The 13,102-nt window shown below is 63.6% G+C and carries 15 protein-coding genes and 2 pseudogenes; 16 read left to right on the forward strand and 1 reads right to left on the reverse strand.

From position 1 onward, the window contains the following. The 14 genes and pseudogenes from E4Q23_RS12500 (at window position 1) to E4Q23_RS12560 (ending at window position 10,983) form a co-directional block, all read left to right on the forward strand. On the forward strand, window positions 1-483 hold the full coding sequence (locus tag E4Q23_RS12500) for an HK97-gp10 family putative phage morphogenesis protein (protein WP_169066935.1): 483 nt from the start codon (window positions 1-3) through the stop codon (window positions 481-483). Next, window positions 483-845, forward strand: coding sequence for a tail completion protein gp17 (gene gp17 / locus E4Q23_RS12505; RefSeq protein WP_169066936.1), 363 nt, complete (start codon window positions 483-485; stop codon window positions 843-845). The genes E4Q23_RS12500 and gp17 overlap by 1 nt, the downstream gene beginning before the upstream one ends. Window positions 846-1,067: 222 nt before the next feature. Next, window positions 1,068-1,397, forward strand: a pseudogene (locus tag E4Q23_RS25225) (phage tail tube protein); the annotation flags it as partial. 148 nt (window positions 1,398-1,545) lie between these two features. Continuing rightward, the gene (locus E4Q23_RS23895) at window positions 1,546-1,884 is read left to right on the forward strand and encodes a hypothetical protein (protein WP_248595413.1); all 339 of its coding nucleotides are present in this window, start codon (window positions 1,546-1,548) and stop codon (window positions 1,882-1,884) included. A gap of 53 nt (window positions 1,885-1,937) precedes the next feature. After that, entirely contained in the window at window positions 1,938-2,129 is a 192-nt protein-coding gene (locus E4Q23_RS12515; protein WP_169066938.1) for a hypothetical protein, read from the forward strand. After that, on the forward strand, window positions 2,111-4,237 hold the full coding sequence (locus E4Q23_RS12520) for a phage tail tape measure protein (protein WP_169066939.1): 2,127 nt from the start codon (window positions 2,111-2,113) through the stop codon (window positions 4,235-4,237). Before E4Q23_RS12515 ends, E4Q23_RS12520 begins: the two co-directional genes overlap by 19 nt. An 8-nt stretch (window positions 4,238-4,245) precedes the next feature. Next, window positions 4,246-4,881 carry a DUF2460 domain-containing protein gene (locus E4Q23_RS12525; protein WP_169066940.1) on the forward strand — a complete coding sequence of 212 codons (636 nt, stop codon included), beginning with the start codon at window positions 4,246-4,248 and terminating at the stop codon, window positions 4,879-4,881. Next, window positions 4,878-5,726 carry a DUF2163 domain-containing protein gene (locus E4Q23_RS12530; RefSeq protein WP_169066941.1) on the forward strand — a complete coding sequence of 283 codons (849 nt, stop codon included), beginning with the start codon at window positions 4,878-4,880 and terminating at the stop codon, window positions 5,724-5,726. The genes E4Q23_RS12525 and E4Q23_RS12530 overlap by 4 nt, the downstream gene beginning before the upstream one ends. Continuing rightward, on the forward strand, window positions 5,726-6,142 hold the full coding sequence (locus tag E4Q23_RS12535; protein ID WP_169066942.1) for an NlpC/P60 family protein: 417 nt from the start codon (window positions 5,726-5,728) through the stop codon (window positions 6,140-6,142). The genes E4Q23_RS12530 and E4Q23_RS12535 overlap by 1 nt, the downstream gene beginning before the upstream one ends. Further along, the gene (locus tag E4Q23_RS12540) at window positions 6,139-7,494 is read left to right on the forward strand and encodes a hypothetical protein (protein ID WP_169066943.1); all 1,356 of its coding nucleotides are present in this window, start codon (window positions 6,139-6,141) and stop codon (window positions 7,492-7,494) included. Before E4Q23_RS12535 ends, E4Q23_RS12540 begins: the two co-directional genes overlap by 4 nt. Window positions 7,495-7,509: 15 nt before the next feature. Then, window positions 7,510-9,465, forward strand: coding sequence for a phage tail protein (locus tag E4Q23_RS12545; RefSeq protein ID WP_169066944.1), 1,956 nt, complete (start codon window positions 7,510-7,512; stop codon window positions 9,463-9,465). 3 nt (window positions 9,466-9,468) lie between these two features. Beyond that, window positions 9,469-10,137 (forward strand): hypothetical protein, encoded by a 669-nt coding sequence (locus E4Q23_RS12550; RefSeq protein WP_169066945.1) that lies wholly within the window; start codon window positions 9,469-9,471, stop codon window positions 10,135-10,137. 103 nt (window positions 10,138-10,240) lie between these two features. After that, window positions 10,241-10,612 carry a hypothetical protein gene (locus E4Q23_RS12555; protein ID WP_248595414.1) on the forward strand — a complete coding sequence of 124 codons (372 nt, stop codon included), beginning with the start codon at window positions 10,241-10,243 and terminating at the stop codon, window positions 10,610-10,612. Between the two features lie 80 nt (window positions 10,613-10,692). Beyond that, on the forward strand, window positions 10,693-10,983 hold the full coding sequence (locus E4Q23_RS12560) for a hypothetical protein (protein WP_169066946.1): 291 nt from the start codon (window positions 10,693-10,695) through the stop codon (window positions 10,981-10,983). A 9-nt stretch (window positions 10,984-10,992) separates the two neighbouring features. On the opposite strand, the gene E4Q23_RS12565 is transcribed toward E4Q23_RS12560, so the two are convergent. Next, complete coding sequence (locus tag E4Q23_RS12565; protein WP_169066951.1) at window positions 10,993-11,934, reverse strand: COG2958 family protein; 942 nt, start codon at window positions 11,932-11,934, stop codon at window positions 10,993-10,995. Between the two features lie 264 nt (window positions 11,935-12,198). Between E4Q23_RS12565 and E4Q23_RS12570 the strand changes: the two genes are divergently transcribed. Together E4Q23_RS12570 and E4Q23_RS12575 are read left to right on the forward strand one after the other, a co-directional pair. Further along, window positions 12,199-12,354 carry a hypothetical protein gene (locus E4Q23_RS12570; protein WP_169066857.1) on the forward strand — a complete coding sequence of 52 codons (156 nt, stop codon included), beginning with the start codon at window positions 12,199-12,201 and terminating at the stop codon, window positions 12,352-12,354. A 549-nt stretch (window positions 12,355-12,903) separates the two neighbouring features. After that, window positions 12,904-13,102 (forward strand): annotated as a pseudogene (locus E4Q23_RS12575) (IS1634 family transposase); the annotation flags it as partial.

The raw sequence follows: 13,102 nt of genomic DNA on the forward strand, positions 1-13,102 counted from the left end.
ATGAGCAGTGACCTCACCGTCCGACTGCAGGGCGTCGAGGAACTGAAGCGCGCCCTCGCGCGCGTGCCCGACAAGCTCAGGCGCAAGGGGCTGCTGAAAGCCCTGCGCGTGTCGGCGCGGCTGGTACGCGACGATGCCCGTCTCGCAGCGCCGGTACGGCAAACGCGGAAGATCAACCACCGACCGGGTACCGTCAAGCGCGCGATCAGCATCCGCACCTCGAAGTTCGCGCGACGAGCCGGCGACGTGGGCGTGTTCGTCAGTGTGCGGCCGTTGCGCGGCGCCCGACAGAAACGCCTCGGCGCAGCCGGCGCCAACAATCCGAACGATCCCTACTACTGGCGGTTTCTGGAGTTCGGCACGCGCAAGCTGACCGCGCGCCCGTTTCTGCGCCCCGCCAGCCGCAAGCTGCCGCAGGTCGCCGAAGCGTTCATCGTCTCGGCCACCGCCGAGATCAACCGGCTCAACACGGGGAGTGAGTGATGTCCGCCGAAACCGAACTGCATGCCGCACTGTCGGCCAGCGTCGCGCTGGCCACGCTGGTCGATACCCGGATCACCCCGGACGTCATTCCCGAGGGCAATCCCCTGCCGGCGGTCGTCTACCAGCGGGCTGGCACTACCGCAGTCAGCACCATTCACGACGGCCAGCCGATCGCAGAGGAAGTCCGTTTCCAGGTCAGCGCCTGGGCGCCCACGCGCACCGCGGCTGACGCTGTGGCCGACGAAGTCGCCAACGCCCTGGCCGTCGTTGGCGTCAGCGTCGCCGATCGGTCGAGCGGCATCGACCCGGAGAGCGATCTCAAGTCGGCCACCGTCGAGGTCGACTGGTGGCACGTGTTCTGAGCTTTCCCTTCTTCATCACCCGCCCGCCGATTGGCGGGTTTTTCTTTTTCGGAGGCAAATACCATGTCCAATCCCCGCAAGTGGTCGAACGTCGCCGTCGCCCTGCAGTCGGCGCTGGGCGCCGCGATCACGATTACCGCCGTCACCAAGGCCACGGAAGGTGTCGTCTCCGCGACCAACACCCTCGCCAATGGCGAATTCGTGCTCCTCGCCGTCGAGGGCATGTGGCAACTGAACGACCGGGTCGCCCGGGTCAAGGCGGTCTCCGGGGCGGGCTTCACCCTCGAAGGCATCGATACGACGCTCTTCGACACCTTCACCAGCGGTAGCGCGCAGAAGATCACCTTCGGTGTCAGCGTCACCACGGCGACCGAGGTCAGTCCGTCCGGCGGCGAGTTCGATTTCATTCCGACGACGACCATTCACGCCGCGCAACAAACGCAGATTCCGGGCACGCCGACGGCCGGGGTGTACACCTTCACCAACGTCTGGGACATCAGCGACGCCGGTCTGCTGGCGATCAAGGCCGCCTCGGACACGCAAACCAAGCGCGCCGTCAAATTCACCTTCGGTGCCGGCGGTCCGATCATGTGTTTTAACGGCTACCCCGCCGGCCAGCTATTGCCGGGGGCCAGGCGCAGGCGCTGGTCACCACGCCGACGGTCATCACCCTGTCCGGCACGCCGAGCTACTACGCGTCATGAGCGCCCTCTCCGCAAAGATCCGCAAGGCGCGCGAGCTGCGTGTCGAAGCCGGGGGCTTCGTGTTCACGGTCCTGCGGCCCACGCCGCTCGAACGCGAGGAGAAGATCCGGGGAGAGTCCGCCGCGCGCGGCATCCTCTCGCTGGTGGTCGGTTGGGAGAACGTCACCGAGGGCGATCTGATCCCCGGCGGCGACCCGCATCCGCTGCCCTTTGACGCGGAGGCCTGCGCCGAGTGGCTGTCGGACCGCCCGGACCTCTTCGCCAGCATCGCCGACGCGGTCGTCAAGGGTTTTGAGGCCCACGTCCTGAAGATCGAGGACGCACTAAAAAACTAAGCGCCTGGTTGAGCGCGCGCGATCTTCCTGCGCAACTTCAGCCAGGCCATCACATGACCCCGCTGCCCATCGCCACCGCCGTCCAGGCCTGGAACCTGATGGGCGGCATCGACTGGTCGGCGCTACCGATCGTGATTGATCTCCTCGGCGTCTCCGACCCCGAAGCCTCATCACCCAGCTCGTCGCCATCCGCGACCACCAATACGCTCAAGGGAACGACTGAATCATGGCCCTCGCCACGCTGACCATCGACATCATCGCCAAGCTGGCGAACATCGAGCGCGACCTCGGCAGAGTTTCCGGGCTGGCCGAGAGGAGCGCTAAGCGCATGGAGAGCGCTTTTGCCGGCGCCTCGTCGGTCATCGCCAACGCCTTCGCCGGTCTCGCCGGCGCGTTCTCGGTCGGTGCCATGGCGGCGATGGTCACGTCGTCGATCGACGCCGCCGATGCTCTGTCGAAACTCTCTCAGCGTACGGGCGAAACGGTCGAGAATCTCGCCCGCTTGCAGTACGCCGGCAGCCTGGCGGATGTCAGCAACGACGCGCTGGCCACCAGTCTCAAGAAGCTCTCGAAGAATATGGCCGAAGCCGCCAGCGGTACAGGAGAGGTGGCCGACGCGTTCAGGGCCATCGGCGTCTCGGTGGTGGCTTCAGATGGAAAGTTGCGCAGCTCGGGCGACGTGCTGAATGACGTTGCCGACCGCTTTGCCGGCTACGAAGACTCGGCCGCCAAGGCGGCGCTGGCGCAGGCGATCTTTGGCCGCAGCGGCGCGGACCTGATCCCGCTCCTGAATGCCGGCTCGCAAGGCTTGAAGGAAATGGGCGACGAGGCCTCGAAGCTGGGCGTCGTCATCTCGACGGAAACCGCGCAGGCCGCGGAGCGCTTCAACGACCAGATGACGCGGGTCAATGCCGCGCTCGGATCGATCGCCAAGCAGACCGCCACCGAGCTGCTGCCGGTGCTCAACGAACTGGCCGATTCGCTGGTCGACATCGCCAAAGAAGGCGTCGATGCCAGCCGTTCATTCAGCCCGCTGTCGGATGCGTTTCGGGCGTTCATCGTCGTGGGCGGGAATGTGGCCTACGTCTTCAAGTCGATCGGCACCGAAATCGGCGGCATGGCGGCGCAACTCGTCGCCCTGTCCAAACTCGATTTCAAGGGTTTTGCGAACATCGGCGAAGCAATGCGCGAAGACGCCGAGAAGAGTCGCAAGGCGATCGACGCGTGGTCGGCACGTGTCCTGTCGGCGGGCAAGTCCGCCGGCCAGACATTCAGCGACTACAGCAACGAAGGTCGAGGGCGCGGCCTGGCGTCGCCGGCCAAGACCGCCGCGCCCAACTTCAACGTCCCGAAGGTCAAGACCGGTGGTGGCGGCCGCGCCGCCAAGGCGATCGACGATGGCCAGCGGCTGGTCGATCAGTTGCGTGACCAGATTCGCGCAACCCAGAACCTCTCGGAAGTCGAGAAGCTCGAGGCCGCGATTGCCGACGGCAAATACAGGACGGCCTCCGCGGCGAACCTCGAGATCGCCCGCGGCTACGCCGAAACGCTGGACGCGATCAAGGCCGCCAAGACCGCCGCCGAGGAAGAGGTCGACGTGCAGCGCCAGCGTCTGGCGGTCTTCGCCGAAGGGCGGCGCGTCTTCGAGTCGGTGCGCACGCCGGTTGAAGCGCTCGACGCTGAAGTGACGCACCTGGTCGCACTCCTCAATGCTGGTGCGATCAGCATGGACACCTTCGGCCGCGCCGCCTCGCGGGCGGGAGAAGGCTTCATCCAGATGGGCGAGAAGGCGAAGGAGACCAGCAACGTCATGGACGAGTTCGCCAAATCTGCCGCCACGAACATCCAGTCAGCCTTTGCCGATTTCCTCTTCGACCCGTTCAAGGATGGCATGAGCGGCATGCTCAAGCGCTTCGGCGAGACGATCCAGCGGATGATTGCCGAGGCGGTCGCCGCCGATCTCGGCAAGCGGCTGTTCGGCGATCTCGCCAAGGGTGGCGTCGGTGACGGGCTGTTGGGCGGCGCGTTCAAGCTGCTCAGCGGCCTGCTGCCGAATGCCGATGGCGGCGTCTATCGCTCGCCGAGCCTCTCACGGTTCTCGGGCCAGATCGTCAACAGCCCGCGCCTCTTCGCCTTTGCTGCTGGCGCCGGCGTGATGGGTGAAGCCGGGCCGGAAGCGATCCTGCCACTGTCGCGCGGATCCGACGGCAAGCTCGGGCTTCGCGGCGGCGGCTCGACCAGCGTCACCGTCAACATCCATGGCGTGACCAACACCGCCGAGCTGCGCCGGGCGGGCGGTCAGGTCGGTCGCGAGGTGCTCGCTGCGATCGGCCGCGCGCAGCGCTTTGCATAGGGGCCGACATGCCGGAATTCCTTTCAGAGCGGCTGCCGGTCGATGTGCGCATGGGGGCGAGCTACGCCGACGAGTACGCCGTCGAGATCACCACCACCGCCGGTGGCGCCGAGTACCGGCGACTGATCCACGGTTTTCCGGCGCGACGCTTCACGATCAATTACACGCTGCTGCGCGATGACCTGGCCGCGCGGGTGCTGGCGCTCTATCACCGCGCCTACGGCAAGTTCGCCGGTTTCCGGGTGCGTTGCGCTGACGATTTCTCGACCAACAATCACACCGGGGCGCCGACGGCCACGGACTGGGTGCTGCCGAAGATCTCCAGCGGGGTGTACCAGTTGATCAAGGGCTACGGTAGCGGCGCGACGCCGCTCGGTATCGGCCTGCCGTACCGGAATCTGTACAAGCCGGTCGCCGGCACGGTGCTCGTCTCGAAGAACGACGTCACGCTCAGTTCGGGCGTGTCGGTCGATTACACCACCGGGCGCGTGACCATCACCCCGGCACCGACCACCGAAGTGATCAAGGCCGGCTGCGAATTCGACCTGCCGTGTCGCTTCAATTCCTCGATCGAGATTACCGCCTTGAGCAAGTCCATGCGCGATTGCGGATCGATCGACATCATCGAGCTACTGCAGCCATGAAATCCGTCGTTGCTGATTATCGCTACCGCATCCTGTGCCTGCGCATCGTTCCGGTCACCGGGTCGCCGATCTATCTGACCGACCACCCTCGGGATCTGGTGATGGGCGGGCACACTTACCTGTCGACGGCGGGCTACCAGTTCACCGGCCAGTCGGCGACCGCCGGATTCTCGCCGGCCTCCGTCGACATCGAAGGCATTGCCGGAGCGTCCGGGCTGTCGCGCGCCGCGGTCGGCAGCGGCCTGTTCGACGGGGCGCGCTGCTACGTCTTCGCGACGTCCTGGGCCGCGCCCGTCGAGGACCAGGAACCCGTCGTCGCCGGCATCTTCGGCAAGGCGACCCTGCTCGATCACCGCTTCCAGATCGGTGGCGTGTCGCTGATCGACGCGCTCAACCAGACCGTTGGCCAGACTTACGGTGCGCAGTGTCCGAAGCTGTTCTGCGGTACCGAGTACGCCGGCTGCGGCGTGTCGCTGGCGGCCAACACCGTCACCGGCACCTTGACCAGTGTCACCAGTGCGTCGGTGTTCACGGCGTCCGCGCGAACGGAAGCGGCCGACACCTTCGGGGCGGGCACGATCCAATTCACCAGCGGGCCGAATGCGGGGCTGAAAGCGCTGGAGATCAAGAGTTTTGCGGGCGGGGTGATCACCACCTTCGAGCCGTTCTACACCCTGCCGGTGGCCGGCAACGCCTACAGCATGGTCCGCGGCTGCCGCAAGCGACTGTCCGATTGCCAGGCCCGATGGAACGGATCCGGCATCGTCTCGAACGTGGCGAACTTTGGCGGCTTTCCGTGGATTCCCACCGGCAGCACCTATTCACAGGTCGGACAGGGCGGCTGATGACGGCCGACGAGATTCTCGCTGCCGCGCGGCAGTGCCTCGGCACGCCGTTTCGTCACCAGGGGCGGCTGCTCGGTTTTGGACTGGACTGTGCCGGGGTGGCGATCCACGTCGCGCGCCAGATCGGCGTTGGGCATTTCGACGTGTCCGGCTACGGGCGCACACCGGTCGATGGGCAGCTCGAACACTCGCTCGATAGCCAGCCCTGTCTGGAACGTGTGTCGGGTATCGCTGACCGGCGCCCGGGCGATCTGCTGCTGATGCGCTTTGCGGGCGATCCGCAGCACCTGGCAATCACCGCCGGTGACACCCTCATTCACGCCTATGAATCGGTGGGCCAGTGCTGCGAGCACCGGCTGTCCAGCATATGGGCGGCGCGCATCGTGCGTGTCTATCGCTTCCGGGGAATCGAATGAGCAGCGGCGGACAGGTGGTCGGCGGGCTCGTCGGGGCGGTGGCCGGCTTCTTCCTGGGTGGCGGCACCCCCAGCGGCGCGTTGTACGGGGCGCAGATCGGAATGACGCTCGGCGGCTACCTCGATCCGCCGAAAGGTCCGACGGTCAATGGTCCACGGCTCAATGACCTGTCGGTCCAGACCAGCACCTACGGCGCGGTGACGGTCAACGGCAACGTCTTCTGGCTGGAGAACAACCGGCTGAAGGAAACGGTCACCAAGAAGAAGTCGGGCGGCAAGGGCGGTGGCCGCAAGACGACGACGCGCACCTACACCTACTCGGCGAACTTTGCCGTCGGCCTGTGCCAGGGGCCGATTGTCGGCGTGCGCCGGATCTGGGTCGGTCCGGATCTGATCTACGACGCGGGATCTTCGGACCCCGATACGCTCGCGGCCAGCAACGCGGCGGCCAGCGGTTTCCAGCTTTACCTCGGTACCGACACCCAGGCGCCGGATGCGCGCATGCAGGCGACGCTCGGTGTCGCCAATACGCCGGCCTGGCGCGGGCTCGCTTACCTCGTCTTCTACGACCTGGCGCTGGAGCGCTACGCCAACAACCTGGCCGGTGCGCAGGTGCGCGTTGAGGTAGTGCAATTGGGCGTTGTGGGAGGCCCGGAGAACGTAGCCATGTATGCGCTGCCGTCCCTGAACTCCCATTACGGCCCGGTATGGGACGGTTCGAAATGGGTCGGCATTATTCTGCTGCATACCACTGGCGACCGGTTGGTCACTTCTACGGACATGACCTCGTGGACCGTCAGTGACCCGTTCCCGAACAGAGTGTGGCACAGCATCGAGTATTTCAACGGCGTATACGTCATTCTTGCCGCTGGCAGTGTCGCCACTTCTGTGAACTTGCTTTCCTGGAACGTGCCGTGGAGCCCACAATTCGGCAGTTGGAAATTCGGCTGGATCGTGCCCGGCAACGGCGGCTTTTTACTCGTCGAGAAAGAGCAGGGCTCTGGAATTCACGCGGGCGATGGGGTGAGCCCCGGCGATGGCGTTCGGACAGTGTTTCTCGCCGCGAATTTGACGACCTGGAATTACGGCTGGTTGGCGCCGTATGTCAACCTGTCGAATTCGCAGCCGGCCTGGAACGGGGCGGTGTTCCTGGCCGGCGGAAACATCGGGGCAACGCCGGTGCTCTACCTATCCAGCACGGGCTTAGGGGCATGGTCGCCGGTTACCGTGCCTGCTGGCGTGACCCACATTTACGGCATGTGCGCCTTCGGCTCAGCGTTCTTGCTGATCGGCTACGATCAAGGGCTCAACCTGGGCAAGGCTGCGATTTCGACCGACAACGGCAGCAGCTAGAGCGCCTGGGTCACCTTGCCGACCGGCACGGGATTCACGAGCTGGCGGAACCCGACGTGGAACGGCACGACGCTGATCGCCTTTAACGCCGGACAGTACGCAAATACCTATTGGTGGGTAACAAGCACCGACGGCGTTTCGTGGGAATTGAAGAGCGGCTCTGTCGGGCAACCAAACAACAGGCCCAGCACGTTCAAGAAAGGCTGGAACGGGTCGGCTTGGGGGTCGTTCAGTCACGGCGTCGGTCAGTCCTTTTTAATCACGCCAGAGACGTTCGGCATAACCCCGCAAAAATCCGTGCTGAGTGCAATCGTCGCCGCCGAATGCCTTCAATCGGGCTTGCTCACCAGCGGTGACATCGACGTGACGGCGCTGACTCAGTCGGTGCGCGGTTACCGCGTCGGCAGCATCGGGGCGATCCGGGCGGCGCTCGAACCGCTACAGGCGGCCTGGCCGTTCGATGTCGTGCCGCACGGCTACAAGATTCGGTTTGTGGTGCGCGGAGGGGCGTCCGTCGTCACGATTCCCGCCGCGGACCTGGACGCGCGGGGCGAAGGAGACGCGCCGGGGGTGCAGATCACGACCAGCCGGGAGATGGATTCGCAGCTGCCGCGGCGGGTGACGGTGCAGCATTTGGATTACGACCGTGAGCACAACGCCGGCACACAGTACGCAGAGCGTCTCAACACGGCGGCGATCAACGCCCTGGTGCTCGATCTGCCGATCGTATTGACGGCGACCGAGGCGGCCGGCAAGGCGGAGGTGCTGCTGTACCTGTACTGGCTGGAGCGTTACGACGTGTCGGTGACCTTGCCACCGACCTACAACCAAGTCGAGCCGGGTGATGTGGTGACGCTGGTTACTCCCAAGGGCAACGTCAGCCTGCGCCTGACGGCGATCCATTACACCAGCGACGGACGGATTGCGTGCCAGGCGAAATACGCCCGCGCGGCGATCTACACACCGACGGCGGTCGGGGCTTCGCCGGCGGTCAGCGGAGCGACGACGATCACGCCGGTGGGTGCATCGGAGTATGTGTTGATGGACGTGCCGATGGTCAGTAGCGCGCAGTCCGGGCCGTCATTCCTGGTGGCGATGACGGGTGCGCTGGTGGGATGGCGAGGCGGCGTGCTGATGCAATCGACGGATGCCGGCAGCACCTGGGCGAGTCTGCAGGACTTCGGGCCGCCGGGGGCATCGCTGGGGACCTGTACGAACAGCATCGGGGTGGCGGAGCACCGGCTGATCGACAACGCCAGCGTGCTCAATGTGACCCTGACGCAAGGCGAACTATTCAGCGTGACGCAACTGGCGATGCTCGGCGAGGCGAACCACTTTGCGTACGGCGCGGACGGCCGCTGGGAGATCATCGCGGCGCAAGATTGCACGCTGGTGAGCGGGACGAGCTACGTGCTGCAGAACCTGCTGCGTGGGCGGTTCGGTAGCGAGTGGGCGATGGGGCTGCATGCCGTCGGCGATGCGCTGGTGCTGCTCGACACCGCCGATGTCGCAGCCATCACAATGAGTTCGGGGTCGATCGGCCTGTCGTACCTGTATCGCGGCGTGACCGTTGATCGTGACATCGGCACCGACGCCAACCGGGCCTTTGCGTACCAAGGAGTCAATCTCAAGCCGCTGGCGCCTGTCGCGCTGACCGGGAACCGGGATCCTTCGAGCAATGATTGGTCGTTGTCCTGGATTCGGCGCACGCGCGACGGCGGTGAGTGGCGGGACTACGTCGACGCGTCGCTCGGTGAAGCCAGTGAATCGTACGCCATCGACGTCTATGCCGACGGCAGCTATGCGACGGTCAAGCGGACGATCAGCGCAACCGTGCCGTCCTGCGTCTACACCAGCATCGACCTGGTCAGCGACTTCGGCGCCAACCAGGCGACGCTGTATCTCCAGCTCACTCAGATCTCGGCCACCGTTGGTCGGGGATATCCACTGACCGCATCGATCACGAGGTAGACCATGGCCAGCAGCACCACCCATCTGGATCTCATCGCGCAATCGCAGTCGTCCAAGGAAGTCACTGCTAATGCGCTGTTCGACGCCGGCAGCCCGGCGACCTTGTTCGGGCGGCGTGGCAGTCTGTGCTCGGGGCTCAACTGGTTCTACTACGGCGGCGTGATGATGGTCGATGGCGTGTTGACCGCGATCACCAACAACGCGGCGGCGCTGGTACTCACCGCATCGGCCACAAATTACATCGAGGCGACGCGCGCTGGGGTGGTGTCGAGGAATACCGTGGGCTTCAGCGGCGGATCGATTCCGCTCTACACCGCCGTGACCGGGGCGTCATCGGTGACAAGCTACACAGATCAGCGGGCATGGGTGGCGCCAGCTTACTTGCCGAGCAATGGCAGCATTGCCGTGACCACGGCCGATGTGGATTTGACGGCGCCTGCCAATACCGACAAGGCGCGCTGTTCGTACCTGACGACGACCGGCGCGCTGACTGCCAATCGGAACGTCATCGTGCCAAACAGTTGGCAGGCGGTCGTCTATTGCAACAACAGCGGTGCGTTCACGACGACGTTCAAGACGGCAGGGGGAAGCGGCGTGGTGGTGGCGCAGGGGAAACGCACGCTGCTTCTGGCCGATGGGTCCAACGTCGTCCGCGTGACGCCGGACACGTGACCTGGTCGCCGCGGCCGAACTCGTTTCGAACACAATTCGTTCCAACCACCCGACCGCCTGAGGCACATGCTTTCGGCGGTCTTTTTTGCATTGGAGAGTCATCGTGCCAGAACCAACCAGTAGTGGCGTCGCCGGGGCTGCGGCGTTCAAGGCGGCCGGAGGTGCAGCGGCAGGCGGAGCACTGCTTTCGGCCATCGTCGTGATGCTGATGACGCCGCCGCGCTCGACGCGCGAGTGGGCGGTGGGGTTGATCAGCACGGTGATCACCGGAATCGGTGGCGGCGCGATTGCCGTCCAGTATTTCCGGTTGCAGGAGTGGGTAGATTCGGTGACCGGCCTCGTGGCGCTGGGCGGCTTGATCTTCGGCTGCGGCCTGCCGGGATGGGCGATCGTGCGCTGGGTCTTCAACTTCATTGAGCGAAACCGGGATGCGGGGATCGATGAGGTGGCAAAGGAGGTGAAGGAGGTGCTGTGATGAACGCGCGAGGCCGGAAATAGCTTGCCAGGTCTGCAGAACAGCGCGTTCATGTCACCTACCACTCTGGAGGTTCAGTTATGACTAACAGGTACAAGGAGGCCATAATCGAGGACATCAGATCGCATGGCATCATGGCCGCGGAGCAGTCCCACCTGCTCGATCTCTTCGAATACGCAATGAAGTCAATCGCCACTACGCTCGCACGTGAAGCGAGGTTCGAAATTACCGACTTCGCATCTGGCAGGGAGCGTGGCTGCGAAGGTTTTGAGCTACTCCTGCATCGGACGAGAAGCGATGGCCGGGAGATTTGGTACGGCGAATTCACTAGAGGCGAGCAGCGTCTCTCTGTGATGGCGTCCCTAGAATAGCCAGAGTAGCTACCCAGCTTCTTTGGGCACGTCCCAGTCCGCAAGGCGTGCCTCACCCGTCTGGTAAAACTGCTTCACCAACTTCACGTACTCCAGGAAGTCCCTGTTCTCGGTGGCCAGCCGGTTGGCCGTGTCCCAGTCAATTTCCACGCGCTCCTTGGCCGGAATCAACACCTGGCTTTCAGACGGATTCTCGACGTCCAGCTTGATTAAGCCTATGCCGTGCGCCGCGAAGAGCATGCGCAGTTCCTTTTGCGTGTCCTGCCCCTCGATCTCAGCCGCCACGAGATAGCCGAAGTTGGACCATGATGAGTTGGACACCGCCTGAAAGAAACACTCGCGGACGTTGGAACGGTTAATCAGCAGCTTGACTTCGAACGACCACAGCTTGGTGCGTTTGTCCGAGTACTGCTTAACGCAGTTCTTCACCTCGTGGTGCCACTCCGCTCCCAGGTCCTCCATGCCGACCAAATCTGGGTAAAGCCAACGATTGCCATTCGGCCCTCGCTTATTCGACGAACGCTTGTCGTCGATTCGCTTCGAGTAGACCTCGAACTCCTCCCAAAGATAAGTCGAGACCAGTGGATACAGCGAATGCTCTCCGATCTTCGGCTTACTTGCCTCCGTTGTCTGAGCAAGGCCCGTGCTTTCCGCCGCGGTTACCTCGGCACTGTCTGACTTCTCGGAGTAGTAGTACTTGCGCGGTCGTCCCTCGGTAGTCTTCAGCGTCGGAAATTTCTTCTGAAGAGGAACCCGCTGCGCGCCGATCTCCGCAACCAGTTGCTGCACCAACTCGGCGTCCGTGCCGACGTACTTGCTGCTCTCCTTCTTGGCCTGACACTCGTCAGGGTAAGTGGCAAAGATCCACTCCGCAATCTGACGTGCGGTGAACTTCTGCTCAGCGTGGTCGCGCAGGTAGGCAACCACTGTGCTCCTAAGGTTAAGCGCCACGATTCTGACTCCAATTCTCGCCCTTGCTGGCGCAATCAGCACGTCATTCACCGACCGCGCGACTCCTTATTGCGCCGGAGACTCCCCAGCGCCCAGCACATACTTGTCGCCCAGATAGCACCGGAGCGACCGGTCAGGCAGCAACGCCGACCAACCTTCCCAGAGTGAGTCACCGATAGGGCCGTATGGGAATTGTAAGCGACAATCGTCGGCGGCCAATCATTCGTGCCGCATGCGGTTCAGTATTTTCGGCTGCAGGAGTGGGTGGATTCGGTAACCGGGTTGGTGGCGCTCGGCGGTTTGATCTTCGGCTGCGGTCTGCCGGGCTGGGCGATCGTGCGATGGGTCTTCAACTTCATCGAGAGAAACCGGGATGCCGGGATCGATGAGGTGGCTAAGGAAGTGAAGGAGGTGCAGTGATGAATGCGCGAGTTTCACGGTGGCGGAGGCCGTTCAGCCCGGAATCCACTCGCCCAAGATCACCAACGTGACTCCAGCGAATGGCGTCCGGATCGTGGCCGACGTGGTCGTCGGCCAGTTGCCGCAGCCGGTGCAAACTGGCGTCGATGCCGGCCGCCCGAGCCCGGTAGGTTTTGAGGGCGCTCGGTGGAGTGTGCATCGCGTGGCTCCTGGATTGATTTGACGACGCCACCATTCAGGGGCTGATCGATCATAAAGCCAAGCATCCACCACCGATAACAGGGCTGAGAACTCGCGAAATGTGGTAAGTATCGCGCATGCCCCCTTTGCTCATGATTCACAAATCACCGCTGCTTGCACTTAGCAGGTTGAGCTATTGCAAGCCCTAACCCCTCTTTAACAACTCTTTGTCATATTGCGGCCTTTTCCGGGCTGCGGCGATTGTAAGTCATTGATTCTCAATAGGCCGCATTTCTGAGGCGCAATGTTGTGCCATAATAGTTTTTCAAGCCTAGTTTTTCCCCTTGCATTTCTTGTACGATCGTGGGCATGTATATCCGACAGACACGAACGAACAACAAGGTCACCGGCGAGGGCTACTTCACCTTTCGGCTGGTGCGGGGCGAACGCGTCGCAGGCAAGGTCCGTCAGATCACCCTGCTGAATCTCGGGCGTAATTTCGCCATCAAGCAGGAGGACTGGCCGGTGCTGTGTCGTCGCATCGAACAGCTTCCTGCATCCCCAGGAA

Source organism: Candidatus Accumulibacter phosphatis (assembly GCF_012939955.1).
GTDB lineage: Bacteria > Pseudomonadota > Gammaproteobacteria > Burkholderiales > Rhodocyclaceae > Accumulibacter > Accumulibacter delftensis.